This window comes from Acinetobacter sp. CAU_H_78, from assembly GCF_058599365.1.
In genome coordinates, this window is record NZ_CM178652.1 from 1,620,896 (window position 1) to 1,637,578 (window position 16,683).

16 protein-coding genes are annotated in these 16,683 nt (G+C 42.5%); 7 read left to right on the forward strand and 9 right to left on the reverse strand.

Annotation, left to right across the window (positions count from 1 at the left end; genetic code table 11):
• Window positions 1-16: 16 nt before the first annotated feature.
• The 4 genes from AC4MCD_RS07915 to rpiA all read right to left on the reverse strand — a co-directional run bounded on the left by AC4MCD_RS07915 (window position 17) and on the right by rpiA (window position 3,590).
• Window positions 17-763 (reverse strand): DUF6776 family protein, encoded by a 747-nt coding sequence (locus AC4MCD_RS07915; protein ID WP_419365274.1) that lies wholly within the window; start codon window positions 761-763, stop codon window positions 17-19.
• Between the two features lie 76 nt (window positions 764-839).
• Window positions 840-1,895 carry an N-acetyl-gamma-glutamyl-phosphate reductase gene (gene argC / locus AC4MCD_RS07920; RefSeq protein WP_491876853.1) on the reverse strand — a complete coding sequence of 352 codons (1,056 nt, stop codon included), beginning with the start codon at window positions 1,893-1,895 and terminating at the stop codon, window positions 840-842.
• Between the two features lie 198 nt (window positions 1,896-2,093).
• Complete coding sequence (locus AC4MCD_RS07925) at window positions 2,094-2,774, reverse strand: M48 family metallopeptidase (RefSeq protein ID WP_491875865.1); 681 nt, start codon at window positions 2,772-2,774, stop codon at window positions 2,094-2,096.
• A gap of 144 nt (window positions 2,775-2,918) precedes the next feature.
• Window positions 2,919-3,590, reverse strand: a complete 672-nt coding sequence (gene rpiA / locus AC4MCD_RS07930; RefSeq protein WP_159122734.1) for a ribose-5-phosphate isomerase RpiA — start codon at window positions 3,588-3,590, stop codon at window positions 2,919-2,921.
• A gap of 104 nt (window positions 3,591-3,694) precedes the next feature.
• Between rpiA and ilvA the strand changes: the two genes are divergently transcribed.
• The 3 genes from ilvA (at window position 3,695) to AC4MCD_RS07945 (ending at window position 7,390) form a co-directional block, all read left to right on the forward strand.
• A complete protein-coding gene (gene ilvA / locus AC4MCD_RS07935) occupies window positions 3,695-5,233 on the forward strand; it encodes a threonine ammonia-lyase, biosynthetic (RefSeq protein WP_491875866.1) in 1,539 nt (512 codons plus the stop codon).
• Between the two features lie 163 nt (window positions 5,234-5,396).
• The gene (locus tag AC4MCD_RS07940) at window positions 5,397-6,053 is read left to right on the forward strand and encodes a potassium channel family protein (RefSeq protein ID WP_180017729.1); all 657 of its coding nucleotides are present in this window, start codon (window positions 5,397-5,399) and stop codon (window positions 6,051-6,053) included.
• Window positions 6,050-7,390 (forward strand): TrkH family potassium uptake protein, encoded by a 1,341-nt coding sequence (locus AC4MCD_RS07945; protein WP_491875867.1) that lies wholly within the window; start codon window positions 6,050-6,052, stop codon window positions 7,388-7,390. Before AC4MCD_RS07940 ends, AC4MCD_RS07945 begins: the two co-directional genes overlap by 4 nt.
• Window positions 7,391-7,454: 64 nt before the next feature.
• Here AC4MCD_RS07945 and AC4MCD_RS07950 read toward each other — a convergent pair whose 3' ends face one another.
• From AC4MCD_RS07950 to AC4MCD_RS07960, 3 genes are all read right to left on the reverse strand, one after another.
• Window positions 7,455-8,597, reverse strand: a complete 1,143-nt coding sequence (locus tag AC4MCD_RS07950) for a phospholipase A (protein ID WP_491875868.1) — start codon at window positions 8,595-8,597, stop codon at window positions 7,455-7,457.
• A gap of 22 nt (window positions 8,598-8,619) precedes the next feature.
• Complete coding sequence (locus tag AC4MCD_RS07955; protein ID WP_491875869.1) at window positions 8,620-11,559, reverse strand: insulinase family protein; 2,940 nt, start codon at window positions 11,557-11,559, stop codon at window positions 8,620-8,622.
• Window positions 11,560-11,706: 147 nt separating this feature from the next.
• Complete coding sequence (locus AC4MCD_RS07960; RefSeq protein WP_034170350.1) at window positions 11,707-12,156, reverse strand: GNAT family N-acetyltransferase; 450 nt, start codon at window positions 12,154-12,156, stop codon at window positions 11,707-11,709.
• Window positions 12,157-12,417: 261 nt separating this feature from the next.
• Here AC4MCD_RS07960 and AC4MCD_RS07965 point away from each other — a divergent pair, with 261 nt between their 5' ends.
• From AC4MCD_RS07965 to AC4MCD_RS07975, 3 genes are read left to right on the forward strand one after another with little or no spacing between them, the layout of a single operon-like run.
• Window positions 12,418-13,422, forward strand: a complete 1,005-nt coding sequence (locus AC4MCD_RS07965; RefSeq protein ID WP_180068547.1) for an adenosine kinase — start codon at window positions 12,418-12,420, stop codon at window positions 13,420-13,422.
• Window positions 13,422-13,745 carry a Rieske (2Fe-2S) protein gene (locus AC4MCD_RS07970; protein ID WP_491875870.1) on the forward strand — a complete coding sequence of 108 codons (324 nt, stop codon included), beginning with the start codon at window positions 13,422-13,424 and terminating at the stop codon, window positions 13,743-13,745. The genes AC4MCD_RS07965 and AC4MCD_RS07970 overlap by 1 nt, the downstream gene beginning before the upstream one ends.
• A 20-nt stretch (window positions 13,746-13,765) precedes the next feature.
• A complete protein-coding gene (locus AC4MCD_RS07975; RefSeq protein WP_005235372.1) occupies window positions 13,766-14,386 on the forward strand; it encodes an OB-fold-containig protein in 621 nt (206 codons plus the stop codon).
• Window positions 14,387-14,451: 65 nt separating this feature from the next.
• Here the strand turns inward: AC4MCD_RS07975 and AC4MCD_RS07980 are convergent, their stop codons facing one another.
• On the reverse strand, window positions 14,452-15,126 hold the full coding sequence (locus AC4MCD_RS07980; RefSeq protein ID WP_491875871.1) for a YidB family protein: 675 nt from the start codon (window positions 15,124-15,126) through the stop codon (window positions 14,452-14,454).
• Between the two features lie 113 nt (window positions 15,127-15,239).
• Complete coding sequence (locus AC4MCD_RS07985) at window positions 15,240-15,710, reverse strand: DUF6231 family protein (protein ID WP_004786043.1); 471 nt, start codon at window positions 15,708-15,710, stop codon at window positions 15,240-15,242.
• Window positions 15,711-15,745: 35 nt separating this feature from the next.
• Here AC4MCD_RS07985 and AC4MCD_RS07990 point away from each other — a divergent pair, with 35 nt between their 5' ends.
• Entirely contained in the window at window positions 15,746-16,618 is an 873-nt protein-coding gene (locus AC4MCD_RS07990; protein WP_491875872.1) for a DUF2797 domain-containing protein, read from the forward strand.
• Window positions 16,619-16,683 lie beyond the last annotated feature (65 nt).

Consider the following 16,683-nt stretch of genomic DNA (forward strand, 5'->3'; position numbering starts at 1 on the left):
GATTTCTATTTCACACTTAATTTGCATTTGCTTCAGTTTTTGGAATCTCTGACAGGACTGTTGACTGGCTTTCAACAGCTTTCCCCTGATCCCAGCTAAAACGGCGAATCACAGGCTTAGCCCCTGAGAGGCGCACTTCAATAAATTCTGGTTTAAAGCCTTTAGGCATGGTCCAGCGACCAGTTAAACGTTCGTAATTGTCGAAATTAAAGTTTTTATCTTCAAGCGGCACAACCAGGATTTCAGTGCCCTTAATCAAACGTAACTCTACTGTACCAGAAGCGCGATTTTTGCCTGGACTAACTTGAACCAGATCAATCTGGTATTCGAAGGCATTATCAGGTAAGGCTTTAATCCCCAGATGTTGAACTGTCAGTGCTAGACCACCGCGTTGACGCAAAATCTCGCGGTAGATCGTACCAACGCTTTCAGCCTGCTCCTGGGCATCACGCGCCTTATTTGCTGCCAGATAAAGATCATTGGCATTGCTAACGGCCAGATCACGTTCCTGAACCGCTGTATTCAGAGATTTATTCAGTGTTTCCAGACTGGTTTTTTGTTTTTGTACTACTTCAACCAGTTGTTCCGCATCCGCCTCAAAACCTACCGCAGTCAAACCTTGCCGATGCCCGACCGTATAGCCCAGCAAGCCACTACCCAGAATCAACACAGCAGCACCGATTACCAAAGGTGTATTGCCTCTCATCAATGGTTTCTTTGTAGAGGGTTCCTGGATCGTCATGTTTGACTCATTATTCGGCATTTTGATCTCTGTATACTTTGTTCAAGACACACATTTAAATCCAAATCTAAATGTGTGTGAAGTTCTAATACGTTTTTTATGGTAATAAACCAATATTATTCAAGCCTGCATTTTCTGCAAAGCCAAACATCAGGTTCATGTTCTGTACTGCCTGACCAGCTGCACCTTTGACCAGATTGTCTTGAGCCACCAGAATCACCAGTTTGGCTGGTTGTGGCTTATACAGTGCGATGCGCAACTGGTTGGCACCACGTACCGAACGGGTTTCTGGCGAACTGCCTGCTGGCATCACATCAACAAACTGTTCATTGGCATAGAATTGCTCGTACAGTGACTGCAAGTCAGCTGCCTGGCCTGCTTCAGTTAAATCGATATAAATCGTTGATAACATCCCACGAATCATTGGCACCAGATGCGGCACAAACAGGATATGGTCAAACACGCCTTTTTGACCTGAAATGTTTTCCAGTGCTTCTACGATTTCAGGATGGTGACGGTGGCCGGCAACGCCATAAGCCTTAAAGTTATCAGCATTTTCAGAATAGATCATGCCCAGGCTTGCTTTACGACCTGCACCTGATACACCTGATTTCGCATCAATGATAATGCTTTCTGGTTTTACCAGAGCTTCTGCCGCTTTTAAAACTGGTGCCAAACCTAGCTGAACCGTCGTTGGATAACAGCCCGGATTACCAATCACACTCGCCTGTTTGATCTGTTCACGATTAAGTTCAGACAAACCATAAACAGAATCTTTTAATACTTCTGGGCAAGCATGTTCCATGCCATACCATTTTTCGAACTGTTCCAGATTTTGCAAACGGAAATCCGCTGCAAGGTCAATTACCTTGGTATTGGCTGCGACAAGTTCTTCAGCATGTTTCATGGCAACCCCATGTGGTGTCGCGAAAAATACCACATCACATGATTTTAAAAGATCAAGGCTGAGGTCAGAAAACTGAATATCCGTATGTCCACGCAGACTCGGGAACATATCGTCAACGCGACGGCCTGCTTCAGTACGTGATGTCAGTGCTTTAACTTCTACATTCGGATGTCGCAGTAATAGACGTAAAAGTTCAACGCCTGTATAACCTGTACCACCCACAATACCCACTGAAATCACGATGATTACCTCAAACTAGATGTTTCCTTTATGGACTGTAGTATGACAGGAACTTGAGGTTTTCTAAACTGTTTCACTAGGGATTGATGGTTTTTTATTTACCCTTTTATTTTGAGTGTTTTTAAAAACTTTAAGAGAATTATGTCTATTGCTTAGGCTATTTGGAAGTGAATAAATACTATCCGAGTTCCTCTAAAGATATTCTTAAGCTGTCCACCAATATGGCATGACGGTATTTTTCAGAATTTTGCGATGAATTAAATAACTTGGATCATGCTTTGCCACTTCCGCCCAAAAACGAGGACTATGGTCAAAATGCCGGGTATGGGCCAGTTCATGCACACATAAATAACGCACAATATTTTCAGGAAACAGAATGATGCCGCTATTTAGCATGATGTCATGTTTGGCAGAACAACTGCCCCATCGTGTTTTCGGTTGGCGAACATTACAAATGTTAAATGATAATTCTGTTTCCTGGCTTACTCTGTCCAGATAAACAGGCAGCTGCTCTTTGGCATAAGAAATGGCAAAGGCTTTTAAATAGGTTTCAGGATGACGGTCACTAATTGATAGCTGTAATGATTCAGCATCAAAAAGGAAGTTCTGCTTCTGACTTTGATACATGATCTGGATTGACTGAGCCTGATTGAAAAGCTGCAATTCTGCTGGTAAAGATCTATCAATACTTTGATTTTTTTCCTGCTGCAATTTCCATGTTTTCAGTAGCCAGCTTTCCGCTTGGTCAATAAAATTCTGAATCTGTTTTTTGCTACAAAATACAGGTGCGGTTAAACGGATTTGATCACCCTCTACACGTAGTCTGAGACGTGTTGAGCGAACATTTCGGGTGATTTGGATTTCGGGCAGGTCGTTTAGGGTCATTTTTTATATTTAATCGTTATTTTACTAATCCCCCTCGATCCCCCTTTAATAAAGGGGGAAGTTCAAACTTATAGAAGTTTCGAGGAGCTTTATCAAATTAAAGACTTTTCCCTCCTTTGAAAAAGGAGGGTCAGGGAGGATTTCTTAAATCGCTGTACGCTCTTCAATACCATTATTAGTCGCAACAATTGCAATATCTGCTTTGTTGATCGCGAAAATACCGTTACATACCACACCCGGAATATCGTTGATGGTTTTTTCTAGCTCAAGCGCGTTCAGGATATTCAGGTTATGAACGTCTAAAATCACGTTACCGTTGTCAGTCACTACGCCTTCACGGTAAGCAGGATCACCACCCAGTGCAACCAGTTTACGTGCGACTGCTGAACGTGCCATCGGAATGACCTCTACAGGAAGTGGGAAATCACGACCCAACTGCTCTACCCATTTTGAATCATCGACGATACACACGAATTTTTTCGCGATAGAAGCCACGATTTTTTCACGTGTCAGCGCAGCACCACCGCCTTTGATCATGTGCATATGACGGTCGATTTCGTCTGCGCCATCTACATAAGCATCCAGTCCACCGACGCTATTCATATCAACCACTTCAATGCCTAATTTCTTTAGACGCTGTGCAGTCGCTTCAGAACTTGCAACAGCAGCTTCTAACTGAAGTTCAGGTAAAAGGTCAATGAGAAAGTTAACGGTACTGCCTGTACCTACGCCTAAAATGCCACCTTTCGGTAAGTGCTTTAAAGCAGCTTTGGCTGCTGCTTGTTTTTTCTCATCTTGGGTTGCATATAGACTCATGACATCACTCAACTAATTTGGACTTTTGCAGTAATTTTAAACCGCAAAGCCGTGTGGTTTGTTACAATAGATTCTTATTTTAAACTGTTAGATGGAAAATTAACATGCTGTCTCGTTTGGTTCGACAAATTTTACAAGCAACGGTCTACGATGTTGCAATCGAAACCCCACTCGAAGCAGCGCCACGAATTAGCGAACGCTTAAATAATAACATTCGCTTTAAACGTGAAGATTTACAACCGGTCTTTTCATTTAAGCTACGCGGTGCCTATAACCGTATTAGTCAATTACCGAAATCACAACTCGAACGTGGCGTTATCACAGCTTCAGCAGGCAACCATGCACAAGGCGTGGCACTGTCAGGGAAAAAGCTGGGTATTCGCGCGATTATTGTGATGCCAAAGACCACACCCGACATTAAAGTCCAAGCGGTAAAACGTTTAGGTGGTGAAGTGGTTTTACATGGCGATTCATTTGACGTTGCCAATAAATATGCCATTCAGCGTGCTCAAGAAGATGGCATGACTTTCATTCCGCCTTATGACGACGAACTGGTGATGGCAGGTCAAGGTACGATTGCCAATGAAATCCTGCGCCAATGGCGTGATGTAGAATATGTTTTTGTTGCAGTTGGCGGTGGCGGCCTGATTGCAGGTGTTGCAGCTTACTTAGGTGATGTTGCACCACATATCAAAGTGATTCCGGTGGAATACGAAGAATCTGCATGTTTAAAAGCAGCTTTTGATGCAAATGACCGCGTAATTCTGCCATCAGTTGGTTTATTTGCCGATGGTACTGCTGTGGCACAAATCGGTGAAAAGCCATTTGACGTGATCCGCCTACAAAAATCAGACAACTCCGGCCCGATCGTAGAACCAGAAGTCGTACTGGTCAATACTGATGAAGTCTGTGCAGCAATTAAAGATACTTATGATGAATGCCGTAGTATCGTAGAACCGTCAGGTGCAATGGCATTAGCGGGTATCAAAAAATATGTAGCAAAACACGGCATTGAAGGCAAAAACATCGTATCGATTGTTTGCGGTGCGAACATGAACTTCGACCGTCTACGTTACATTGCTGAACGCACCGAGCTGGGCGAACGCAAAGAAGCCATCTTTGCCGTAACTATTCCAGAAGAAAAAGGCTCATTCCTGAAATTCTGTCGTGCACTACAAGGCCGTAATATCACAGAGTTTAATTACCGCTCAAGTGATGCTTCTGCAGCTCAGGTCTTTGTCGGCATCAGTCTGAAAAATGGCGAGAAAGAACGTCAGGAAATCTATGAAAACCTGAAATTTGACTACGACGTTGATGATCTGTCTGATGACGAAGTTGCAAAACTGCATATCCGTTATCTGATTGGCGGTCATGCCGATATTGAAAATGAGCGTCTGTTCCGCGTGGAATTCCCGGAACGTCCAGGTGCCCTGCTAATGTTCCTGGAACGTCTTGGCCCAACGCATAACATCACCCTGTTCCATTACCGTAACCACGGCGCTGCAGAAGGTCGCGTACTGGTCGGCCTGGAAGCAGAAGATGCACAGCAAAATCCAGATGGTTTGATTGAGACATTGGAAAGCATTACTTATCCATATGAAGAAATCACCAACAACCTAGGTTATCAGCGTTTCTTGAAATAATCAGTTTGATATAAACCGCCTTTCGAGGCGGTTTTTTTATGTCCAGCTAAAAAAATGTATGAAGTATTTATGTAAGGCCAGATAGCTGAAAACTATAAAAATCTTTAAGATACGTACTTAGACATGAACTGATTTGAAATAAAAAAGATTTAGGGAAATATGCATGGCATTATTTGCAGTCATTGGGCTGGGCAGCTTCGGTGCAACAGTGGCGACTCAACTGATCAGCCTGAAACATGATGTGATTGGAATCGATCTCGACAAAAAATATGTGGAAAATATTTCCGATCAGCTTACCCATGCGGTGATTGCCGATGCAACCGATGAGCATGTCCTGGATGAACTGGATATCCAGCGCTGTGAAGCAGTCGTAGTCGCGATTGGTGAAGATATTGAAGCCAGCATTCTGTGTGTACTGCATCTAAAAAATATGGGTGTAAAGAAAATCTGGGCCAAAGCCAAATCTAAAGCCCACCATATGATTTTGACTCATCTGAATGTCGAAAAAATTATTCATCCAGAAGAAGATATGGGCGTTCGTGTGGCACAATCACTCAGCTACCCCATGGTTAGCCGTTATATGTCACTTGAAGATGATCATTATATTGTCAAGATCGAGATTCATGCCGATCATCATGACACTCCCTTACACCAGTTAATGAGTCAGGTTCCCGAAATTAAAGTTCTTTTGCATAAACGTGGCACTGAAATACAGCATATCGTAGATCTTGAACTATTACTTAAGGAAGGTGATATTTTGGTGGTCGAAGGATTACTGGACCCTCTACGCCGTTTGTCAAAGCATTTTAAGGCCATATGAAAAGCTCAAATTTAAACCAGAACAGGATTATCAATCTCAGTCCACCGAGTCTGCTGGCCTTAGGTTTTCTCGGACTGATTTTTATTGGTTCTTTATTACTGATGCTGCCCTTTGCCCATCAAACTGAAATCAGCTGGTTAGAAGCGATTTTTACAGCGACTTCTGCAGTGACAATTACTGGGCTATCTGTAGTCAATGTTGGTGAAGCTTATACACCCTTTGGGCAGGTCGTGATTATGTTCCTGCTGCAATGTGGTGGCCTCGGCTTTATGACCTTTGCCATACTTGCCTTCATGAGCCTGTCACCTAAACTTGGCTTAAGACAGCAAGTAATGGCACAGGAATCTATTGGCCAGACCAGTTTGAAGAAAGTCAGTTTTACCATTAAAGCGGTATTCCTATACTCCCTGTTTTTCGAAGCGATTGGCACCCTGATTTTAACCTTGGCTTGGCTGGAAGATTATCCTTTTGGTGAAGCGCTGTTTTATGCAGCTTTCTATAGTGTTTCTGCGTTTAATAATGGCGGGTTTTCTCTTTTCCCCAATAGCTTGATGAGCTTTTCCGGCCAGTATTTCGTGACCTTTACGATCAGTATGCTGTATATCATTGGCGGGATCGGTTTTCTGGTTCTGATGGATGTAAAACAGAATAAAAGCTGGCGCAAACTCAGTCCGAATAGCAAGCTGATTCTGACTACGATTATGGGTCTTAACCTGAGTGCTTTTATTGTACTCTGGCTATTAGAAGCCTCTAATCCACAAACATTAGCGCTGATGAGCGTAGGTGATCAGGCACTCAACGCCTGGTTCCATGCCACTGTTCCCCGCTCTTCAGGTTTTTATAGTCTGCCTATGGACCAGATGAGCGATGCCTCAAGTCTAGTCACCATTTTTTTAATGTTTATTGGTGGCGGTTCCTTAAGTACGGCGGGTGGAATTAAAGTTGGCACGTTTATTATTGTGGTCATCAGCGTAATCAGTTTTTTACGCCGTGAAGATGAAATCCGCTTGTTCAATCATTCTATTTCTGAAAAAACCACTTTTAAGGCTTTAGCGGTTGTGTGTATTACCGCAGGTCTGGTCATGACCGGTTTTATGAGTTTACTCATTCTAGAACCCGATCATGATTTTTTAGACTTGCTATTTGAAGCAGTTTCTGCCGCCTGTACAGTTGGATTAACACGTGGTGTCACTGGAGAATTGCAACCAGCGAGTTTAATTATTCTGATGCTGATGATGTATGCAGGTCGTCTAGGACCTTTAACTCTTGCCTATTTAATTGCAACACCGAAAAAGAGCCGTCTTAAACATCCGCCTTCAGAAATTCAGATTGGTTAAGATTTAAATAAATACGCATAAGCAAAAAAACCACGCCTAAGCGTGGTTTTTTACATGAAACAGATTAGTACCAATTCATTAAGGATACACCCAAGCCCACATAGGTCGCACGGTGATTGTAATCAATCAAACTTTCACCATAACCATCAAAGAGCTGAAATTGACCGCGTAGACGTCCACTGATCGGAAATGACCAGTCGAACTGTACTGCACCACGGTTATCATCTCCACCTTTTAGCGTATGACGCAACATCAGGGAAAAATCGTGGGCATTGTGACGATAAAACGCAGTTAAATCTCCACGCCCGATATAGTTTTTAATCTCGGGATTATTGTCATCTGCACGATCTTCTTCGATACGATACCAAGGGCGCAGCATCATGGCGAAGTTGTCTTTTTCAAAACCGAGATTCAGCATTACCCGGTTCCAGCTACGAGATAATGGATCCGAACGACCATTAGATTGATGATTCAGGGTTAGTCCCAGCATACGCCAGTTCAAACCAAATAGATCATAATTAGTACGGAAGATCAGGCTTGCTTCAGGCTCATAATTGGTTTCACGAAATGGTCGGGACTCTTCCGAGTTATATACCTGCCAGCGTGAGGACTGGGTATAGCCCAGCCAGAGATCACCATTGTCACCCAAGATATTCTCAACTGCCTTGGTTTTTAAAGATAACTGGAATTTCCCCTCAATCGAGGTCAAATTCTGGCGCTCTGTTTCTGTATTATTTGGATTTTCACTCTGAGGTAATTCATTTTTGTTGGAAGTCCAGAATCCTGGCATCAGATAAATCGGCTGATAGGAACGGATATTCCAGGTACCCAGTTTACTTTCCGACGACAATTCCCAACGGCTATCCAGCAAGGATAAAGCCGGAGTCAGCTTTGATCCTTCAGAAGCATAAATATTGGAAACGGTCTGTTCAATTTTTGCTTTGAGGTTATCAGGTTCGGGCGCAATTTCTATGGCTGCACGCCGTTCAGAAACAATCTCAGGCTTACTATCAGCCGGTATTTTAAATACCGCATCATAACAGGCCAAGCGTTCTGAATTGGTTTCAACCGCAGAGCAAGCCTCCGCCGTTGCCGGCATCGGACTACTTGCTACAGTTTTATCTTCCGCATTAACTTGCGTCCCAACTACACAGCCAAGCAAAACGCCCAGCTGCAAAGTTGAGCGCTTAATAGAATTAAGCGCCATCCTCTATCCTCATTGTTTTTATTTATTGAACTTGCTGAATTGTAAAGCCGAGTTGTTCTAAAGTTTCTCGTTTGGCAAATGGCGCAACAACCGCTTTTGAAGCTTGCTGTTCAACCAGATAAGTCTGTGCAACATGTTTCAAGTCATCTAAAGTGACATGCAACAAACGTTCCCGAAGCTGTTTACGGAACGCTGGTGTACGTTGATGCAGGTAGGCATAACAGGCAGTAATCGCTTCACCTGCTGGTGAGCCCGGTTTGTCCATACTGGCGATTAAACCCAAGATGGCTTCTTCCAATTGATGCGGTTGTTGAGGTGCGTTAAGCAACCATTGGATACTTGCATCAAAATCCTGGAAAGTTTCTGCTAAGCGTGGATCGCGGTAACTATAGAAGCGGAATGAACATGCATTGCCGTCATAGCTTGCGCCACCACCATAAGCACCGCCTTTTTCACGGATTGCGCTATGCAGATAACCATTACGTAAGTAGCCTGCCAATACCATTAAGGCAGCAGCATCAGGATGTGAGACTTCAACAGCAGGATAAGCCGCGGCACAGAACTGCACATTGGTCTGAATCAACCAGGCTTCATTATTGCCATGATTAACTTTTTCAACCTGAGTCAATTCTGCAGGTGCAGTATTCACTTCCAGTTTGTCCCACACGTTTTGAATTTCTTCAATCAGACGCTCAGACTGCTGTTCTTCACACACCAACAGGAATTGTTTTGGCGCTTGTAGCAAGACTGCATGAATGCGTTTTAATTCATCAATCATGGCGTCATAAGCTGCTGGATCTTTTTCAGCCTGATTGACCAAGTTAATTAACCAGTTCAAGGCACCCAGACCGGTATTATGATAATCACGCAAGGCTAGAGCACTATGCTGACGTGATGCCACTTGCATCGCATAGCTATGACCAGAACCGGAAATACGTGATTGCCAGCGAGTTTTACGTTGTTGTAATAACTCAATAATACGGCCTTTTTCATCAAAGCGTAGCTGCTCAAAACCGATCTTTAACAGACGGATCGCATCTAGATGGCTGGCCAAAGATTTAGTCGTTAAAGTTAACCACGCACTGATCTTGTTTTTGTCATCCACTTTAGAACGCAATGAAGCGCCCATGCCCAGACCACCGCTGACTGCTGTTTGCAGTTGCTGGAATTTCAGGTAATCATATTCACCCGCACCGACTTCACCCATCAAAATAGATAACAGGTTGAAATACGGTGATTGCACTACTTCATCCGGAATTTTTACCAATACCTGTTGGTAATAAATTCCATTGGTACCCGCATGATACAGATTCAACGGCGTATCCACGCGGTTACAGATAATCTCACGCAACTGACCTTGCACAATCTGCAATTCCGCAGGCACATCTTCCAGACCGACCTTAGGTAACAGATTCAAATCGTCTGGGGTATCTTGGCGGATCTTTAACGCTTCAGTTTGGGCATTGATCTCGGCTTTTTGTTCTTCAGTTAAAGCTTTACCAATTTCAGCTAGACGTGCTTTTTCTTCTTCAGCTTCCTTGGTAGATTTGCTTGCATCTGGAACTAAAGTCAGTTGAACACGGTGCGGGTTATCTAAAAGATGATCTTTAATCAGATTTGACAGCCACATTGGATCTTGCAATTCTTCTTTTACTGAAGCAATCGCAGAATCCACATCCCAGACTTCAACTGGATCACGATGGTGAATTGCACTGCTTAAGCCGCTCAAGATCAGGCTTAGACCATACGGTGTACCATCACCATTGATTTCACGCTGATGCAGCTCAATCTGATGCAGGATTGCATCCACTGCCTGTTGATCAACCGGTTTAGAGGCCACATCTTCCAGAACTTTAAAAACTCCGTTTTTGAATTCTTCAGCATGTTCAGGATTTGAACCTTGAACCGCACAGTAGAAAGTCATTTCAAAGTTAGAATCATCTACGCCCATGAATGGGCCAGTTGACTGTGCATAACCACAGGTTTCCAGATAATGACGCAGTGGAGATGCTGAATCTTCCAGCAAAATCCCTTCTACCAGACGCAAGCCTAAACGTAACTTGATATCACTCGCTTCTGGCAATAACCATGATAATACGTGATAAGTCTTGTCCTTCAGATCTTCCCCATCCACTGCATAGGTTTCTGTCACATTGAGTGGCGCAGTTAAACGAGTTTCCGGAGTTGAATAAAGTGTTTCACCTTTTTCAAATTTAGACAGCGCCAGATTTTCAAACTGTTCCTGTAACTCAGCAGCAGATTTATTACCAAAGGTCATAAATACTGCATTACTTGGGTGATAATGCGTTTTATAAAAGTTCACCAGCTCTTCATAAGTCAGGTCTGGAATATCTTTAGGATCGCCGCCTGAATTATAGTGATAAGTGGTGTCCGGGAATAAGTGATGCGCCAAAGTATGATAAAGCTGATCTGAAGGTGAACTCATTGCCCCTTTCATTTCATTAAATACCACGCCTTTATACACTGGCTCGCCATTTTCCAGCTCAATACGGATACCTTCCTGAGCAAAATCCAGCGGATTCAGGTTCGCAGCAAAGGCCGCATCCATATAAACTTCTAATAAGTTCTGGAAGTCTTTATCATTTTGAGTTGCGAATGGATAAGCCGTCCAGTCTGCCGCTGTAAAGGCATTCATAAAAGTATTAAGCGAACGGCGAATCATCAGGAAGAACGGATCACGTACCGGGAATTTTTCTGAGCCGCACAGTGCAGTATGTTCCAGAATGTGCGCTTCACCTTTTGAATCCATTGGCTGAGTGCGAAACGCAACCAGAAAAACATTTTCATCGTGATTGGTCGCCAGATGATAATGGGTGGCGCCAGTCACTTTATGCTTATATTCAGACACTAAAATGTCTAAAGCTTCAACATGTTGTTGACGTACCAACTGAAACGCAGGATGTACAGTTTGAGAAATGGTTTCAGTGACATCTACAGTCATGCGATCTCCTAATGCTTAAATTAAAAAATTATTATTCGCATTATAGCTGTAGTTGTTTGAATTATTCACGCAGAAAACCGAGGATTTTGATCGAATTAAGTAAACCTGATCATCTGATTTTTAAATGATCAGGTCGGGCAATGATCTCTAGATCATATACTTGAAATAGTTATAACTCGGGTGGTTTTCAACAAAGACATAGTTCTGTTTTTGATAAAAACTGGCTGCCAGTTTGGTATCGGTCTGTAAACAAAGTGCTGAATAAAATGGTCGTGCCAACTGCTCCAGATAAGCCAGAAGCTGCTTACCTACACCATGTTGACGATATTTTGGATGCACATAGAAACGACGTACCCGTCCAATCCGTTCTTCAATGCCGTTATCGCCCCATTGCTGGTTTAAACCACCACAGGCAATCAGTTTATTGCCATCATAGGCACAGGCCAGAAATTCATTATTTTGACTGAAACAGTTTTTTCCAGTGCGGTATTCTTCAATTAACTTATCAATCAGGTCATAACCTTCTTTACGCGCCAGTGTCGCTAGAGTGTCAATCTGATCAGGGAGCTGCTCGGCTGTTACAATCTTAATATCCATATACCCACACTGTTTTAGATGATTGTTCAAATGTCGCACCAGTATAACTGCTTGGTACTCTAATCTTATAAATAAAATCCAACCTTTAAATCAATGCCTGTACTCTCCACCGTTTAAAAATAAACCAATTCTTAGACCAAAGATTCAAGCTGAATAAGTTACAGTATTTTTTAAAGTATTCTGAAAATGTTTCAGTGAACTACAGCAAACCCGAGCAATCGTGTAAACTTAGCACTTTCATTTTTAATGTGATATTTGAATATGTCTACTGTTGACCTTTTTGCGATTGGCAATGCGCTAATTGACCAGGAATTTAAAGTTTCTGATGAGTTTTTAACTGCACATCACTTGCAAAAAGGCACCATGCAACTTGCGGATGGTGAAGCTCAGGCTACTCTGTATCAAAACTTAAAAGCAACTCAAACTTATAAAGGTCAGGCTTCAGGCGGTTCAGCAGCCAATACTACAGTTGCATTTGCAGCTTTGGGCGGCTCTGCATTCTATGCCTGCCGTGTCGGTAATGATGATCTGGGGCACATCTATCTGCATGGCTTAAATGAAGCTGGCATTAAAACTACGACCCAATCGATCAGTGAAGGCGTAACCGGCACCTGTATGGTTCTGGTCAGTCCAGATTCTGAACGTACCATGCATACCTATTTAGGTATTACTGCTGAACTGACAAATGAACAGATTGACTTCCAGCCTTTAACAACTGCTAAATGGCTCTATATCGAAGGTTATCTATCCACATCAGAAACAGCACGTCAGGCCGTAAAACAGGCGCGTGAAATTGCCAAAGCCAATGGGGTTAAAATCGCATTTACCCTTTCTGATCCTGCGATGGTGCAATATGCCCGTGCCGGTCTGGATGAAATGATTGCAGATGGTGTAGATCTCTTGTTCTGCAACCAGCAAGAAGCATTGATGTATACCGAAACAGATACCATCGAAGCCGCTCTGGCTAAACTTAAAGAATTAAGTCAATACGTTGTCATTACAATGTCAGCTGAGGGTGCGCTTATTTCCAATAATGGTGAAACCTTCACTGTACCGGGTCGTGCTGTAACTGCAGTGGATGCCAATGGTGCTGGCGATGCGTTTGCGGGTGCTTTTTTATATGCACTTAATGCGGGTCTTGGTTTAAAAACAGCAGCAGAACTGGCAATTTTAGTGTCTAGCCAAGTGGTAGCGCAATTTGGTCCACGTCTGGCTGTTTCAGAATACGCAGCATTATTAAAAGATGTTCTTAAGGAATGTGCTTAATGTTTAAAATTTGCATGACTGACGATATTCCAGAGCGTGAAGCGCGCTCTTTTGAACTTCCGAATGGGGATATAATTTTTATCACCCAGCGTGATGGTTCGTTTTATGCTTACCAGAATATTTGTCCACATTTACAGGTAGAACTGGAATTTTTGGAAAACCAGTTTCTGGACCGTGATCAGGAGTTTATTGAATGCTCTACTCATGGTGCGCTATTCGTAGTAGAAAGCGGTGAATGTATTTCTGGACCTTGCCAAGGTCAATCACTTGAAAAAGTTGATATTACCGTGCATTCTGATGGCGGAATTTATCTTTCAGAATAATAGCTAAAACGGATTTTGCCATGCCTGAGTTTTTACTTGACTATAACCTGATGCCATTTCATCTCAGTTTATTGTTCATCATTCTGCTTGGCATGGCAAAAACAGTTGCCTTCTATTTTAAGCTTAAACCCAGTCAACTCCTGAAACGCATTTCTCCGTATGACTTTCAGAATGTTGAATGGCTAAATGTCAAATTTTCCAAAACCCTGATTGTTTTTTTCTTTCTGATGAATTTTAGCTTTGCCGGCTATTTGCTTCAGTTTCTGATCTATTCACAGGAATATCATTTCTTACCTGCCTATTACATCATTCTACCGGCATTGATCATTGCGATTTTCTTTACCGTATTTATGATTCATTGTCTGGATCAGGTCATTCCACCTAAATATAAAAAGAATGATGTAAACCTACTAGGTCGTTTAGCCACGATTTCAAGTGGCAATGCTCGTCCCGGGTTTTCTGCCCAAGCGCGGGTCCGAGATGAGTATGGTCAGTTACACTATGTTCAGGTTGAACCTGAATTTGGCGAACTGGAATTTCAGTCTCAGATTATTTTAATCCGTCTTAGAAAATCGCATTATGTGGCCAAGAAGATCTGTAAATCCAATCGACTCTTTAGCTTGAATCTGGAAGAAGCTTAAAGTTCATGCAGTTCAATAGAAAAAATCCCGGCTAAAAGTCGGGATTTTTTATTGGATAGATAGATTTATTTTTTAAACAAGCCTGAGACCATATTCAATACATTCTGAATATCATTATTGGCTTCCTGCTTGCTGGTCTGCTCACCTTGTGGTGTCAGTGAATCAATAATCTGCGGCAAGACCTGAGAAATGGCGCTATAGACATCCTGTTTAGGCACATGGGTCTGTTCTGCGACCTGTTCTACTTCCTGGTCATCAAACAGGTTTTGCACCTGCTGCGGATCAACATTGGCATTTTCACCCGGGCCAGTAGAGACCCAGTCATCAACCTGGCTATTTAAACCTTGTCCTTTGAGTTTATCCAATGCTCCTTGCAAACCGCCCTGTTTCTGAATCCAGGCCAAGACCAGTGGCAAGACAGCAATCAATAAAGTCTTTGTTGTTGAACTGCCACCCAGTCCAGAACTTGGTCGAGCGGAAGATTGGCTCCCACCTCCGAGCTGGCTGAGTACAGCACCTAAAATTGCACCTAGGCCATTTTGCTTGTTTTGCTGTTGTGAGTTTTGATGCTGCTGATTTTGATTCTGGTTTTGCTGATTAGCATTATTGATATGACCCAATACTGATCCAAGAATATCTGCCAATCCCCCTTGCTGGGATGAACGCTGCTGGGATTGAGCTTGGTTATCTCCTAAAGCTTGCTTGGCCAGCATTTCTACAATACTACTAAGATTGGTCATAACTCATTCCTGTATACGCCTTCTCTACAGAATAGAGTCTGAACTCATATTTTCCATGCAGGATTTTGTTAATATTTGCAATACTGATATAAGTCCTTCCTAGCTTTCCAGTTTTACCAGCGATATTTATCCCAGTTTTCAGGGTTAGCCCAGAATTTAGAGTTAAACCAGTCTGGCACATGTTTATAAGTCAGAATATTGAATTGCCAGAGTGCAAAATCCGCCCCATGAACCGTCTTGTCAATCAGCTGGGTCAGACCTAGAGACCTGAGCAGTTTTTCATCCTGCAAGCGACTCACTACTACCAGACGTTTTGCAAATAAATCACGCATTTTAACCAGAATTTGACTCTTCTGCTGTTCTGACAATGCTAAGGTTTCAGGAGTGTCCAGCATCACTACTGCTAGGTCATAACGCTGTTGAAAAGGCAGATTTAAAACCTCAGATACGTTAAAATAGTGCCATTGAATAGATTGCTGAAATTGAGATTGGGTTAAATCCTGCCCGATACAAATAGCAGTATGAATTGGCTGTTCTTTGGCGAAATCGTCTAGCATTGAAGTGATGACATTCTGTTCAGCCATGACTGCATCCTTATGATTTAAGTGAGTAATTTTTTATGGAACTTCAGGGCATTTGCCATAAAATGCACGTCGATCTTACAGACCTTAGTGTAACTGATCAAAATACCCAGCGGGCAAATGTTGAATATAAATTAATATTAGATGGATCAGAAACTAACCTTCCATTCCAGTTAGGTCAGGAAATCGAGATTGAATGGACAGGAAATATCTATTGTGTTTCTTGCGGCAAAAAAACTTCTAAATCATTCTCACAAGGCCACTGTTTTAAATGTTTTAAAACTAAAGCTTCATGTGATATGTGTATCATGAAACCGGAAACCTGCCATTATCATTTAGGCACTTGCCGGGAAGATGAGTTTGCACAGAATGTCTGCTTCCAACCACATATTGTTTATCTGGCCAATTCTAGTGCTTTAAAAGTCGGAATTACCCGGATCAATCAAATGCCGACTCGTTGGCTGGATCAGGGTGCAACTCAAGCCCTTCCTATCATGAAAGTGGGTTCTCGCCGTCTTTCCGGTAAACTGGAAGTGATGTTTGGTACCCAAGTCGCAGATAAAACCGACTGGCGTAAATTGCTCAAAGGTGAGGCGGAACCTTTAAATCTGATTGAAGTTCGCGATCAGCTGATTGAAGAATTTGCACCGAAAATCCAAACTATTCGTGAAGAGTTTAATCAGAATTTGCAGTTTAATGAGAATATTGAGGTTTTGGATAAGGAATTACCGCGCGAGTTCATCTATCCGGTAGAGCAATATCCAGAGAAAATCAAATCTCACAATCTGGACAAAACTCCAGTGATCCGAGGCAAATTACAAGGAATTAAAGGTCAATATCTGATTCTGGATACGGGTGTGATTAATATCCGTAAATATACAGGTTATGAGCTAATTTTCCGGGCGGAATAAAATGGCCGGATTTGAAAAGAGAGCTGTATGCTCATTTCTTATTTTAGATATTATTTCCTACTTAA

Bases quoted from the DNA above. Each gene is read 5' to 3' on its own strand.
- AC4MCD_RS07965 (WP_180068547.1), top strand. From the start codon at position 12,418: ATGTCTACTGTTGACCTTTTTGCGATTGGCAATGCGCTAATTGACCAG.
- rpiA (WP_159122734.1), bottom strand. From the start codon at position 3,590: ATGAGTCTATATGCAACCCAAGATGAGAAAAAACAAGCAGCAGCCAAA.
- AC4MCD_RS07940 (WP_180017729.1), top strand. From the start codon at position 5,397: ATGGCATTATTTGCAGTCATTGGGCTGGGCAGCTTCGGTGCAACAGTG.
- AC4MCD_RS07985 (WP_004786043.1), bottom strand. From the start codon at position 15,710: ATGGCTGAACAGAATGTCATCACTTCAATGCTAGACGATTTCGCCAAA.
- AC4MCD_RS07975 (WP_005235372.1), top strand. From the start codon at position 13,766: ATGCCTGAGTTTTTACTTGACTATAACCTGATGCCATTTCATCTCAGT.
- AC4MCD_RS07950 (WP_491875868.1), bottom strand. From the start codon at position 8,597: ATGGCGCTTAATTCTATTAAGCGCTCAACTTTGCAGCTGGGCGTTTTG.
- AC4MCD_RS07955 (WP_491875869.1), bottom strand. From the start codon at position 11,559: ATGACTGTAGATGTCACTGAAACCATTTCTCAAACTGTACATCCTGCG.
- AC4MCD_RS07980 (WP_491875871.1), bottom strand. From the start codon at position 15,126: ATGACCAATCTTAGTAGTATTGTAGAAATGCTGGCCAAGCAAGCTTTA.
- AC4MCD_RS07925 (WP_491875865.1), bottom strand. From the start codon at position 2,774: ATGACCCTAAACGACCTGCCCGAAATCCAAATCACCCGAAATGTTCGC.
- AC4MCD_RS07945 (WP_491875867.1), top strand. From the start codon at position 6,050: ATGAAAAGCTCAAATTTAAACCAGAACAGGATTATCAATCTCAGTCCA.
- ilvA (WP_491875866.1), top strand. From the start codon at position 3,695: ATGCTGTCTCGTTTGGTTCGACAAATTTTACAAGCAACGGTCTACGAT.
- AC4MCD_RS07970 (WP_491875870.1), top strand. From the start codon at position 13,422: ATGTTTAAAATTTGCATGACTGACGATATTCCAGAGCGTGAAGCGCGC.
- AC4MCD_RS07960 (WP_034170350.1), bottom strand. From the start codon at position 12,156: ATGGATATTAAGATTGTAACAGCCGAGCAGCTCCCTGATCAGATTGAC.
- AC4MCD_RS07990 (WP_491875872.1), top strand. From the start codon at position 15,746: ATGGAACTTCAGGGCATTTGCCATAAAATGCACGTCGATCTTACAGAC.
- AC4MCD_RS07915 (WP_419365274.1), bottom strand. From the start codon at position 763: ATGCCGAATAATGAGTCAAACATGACGATCCAGGAACCCTCTACAAAG.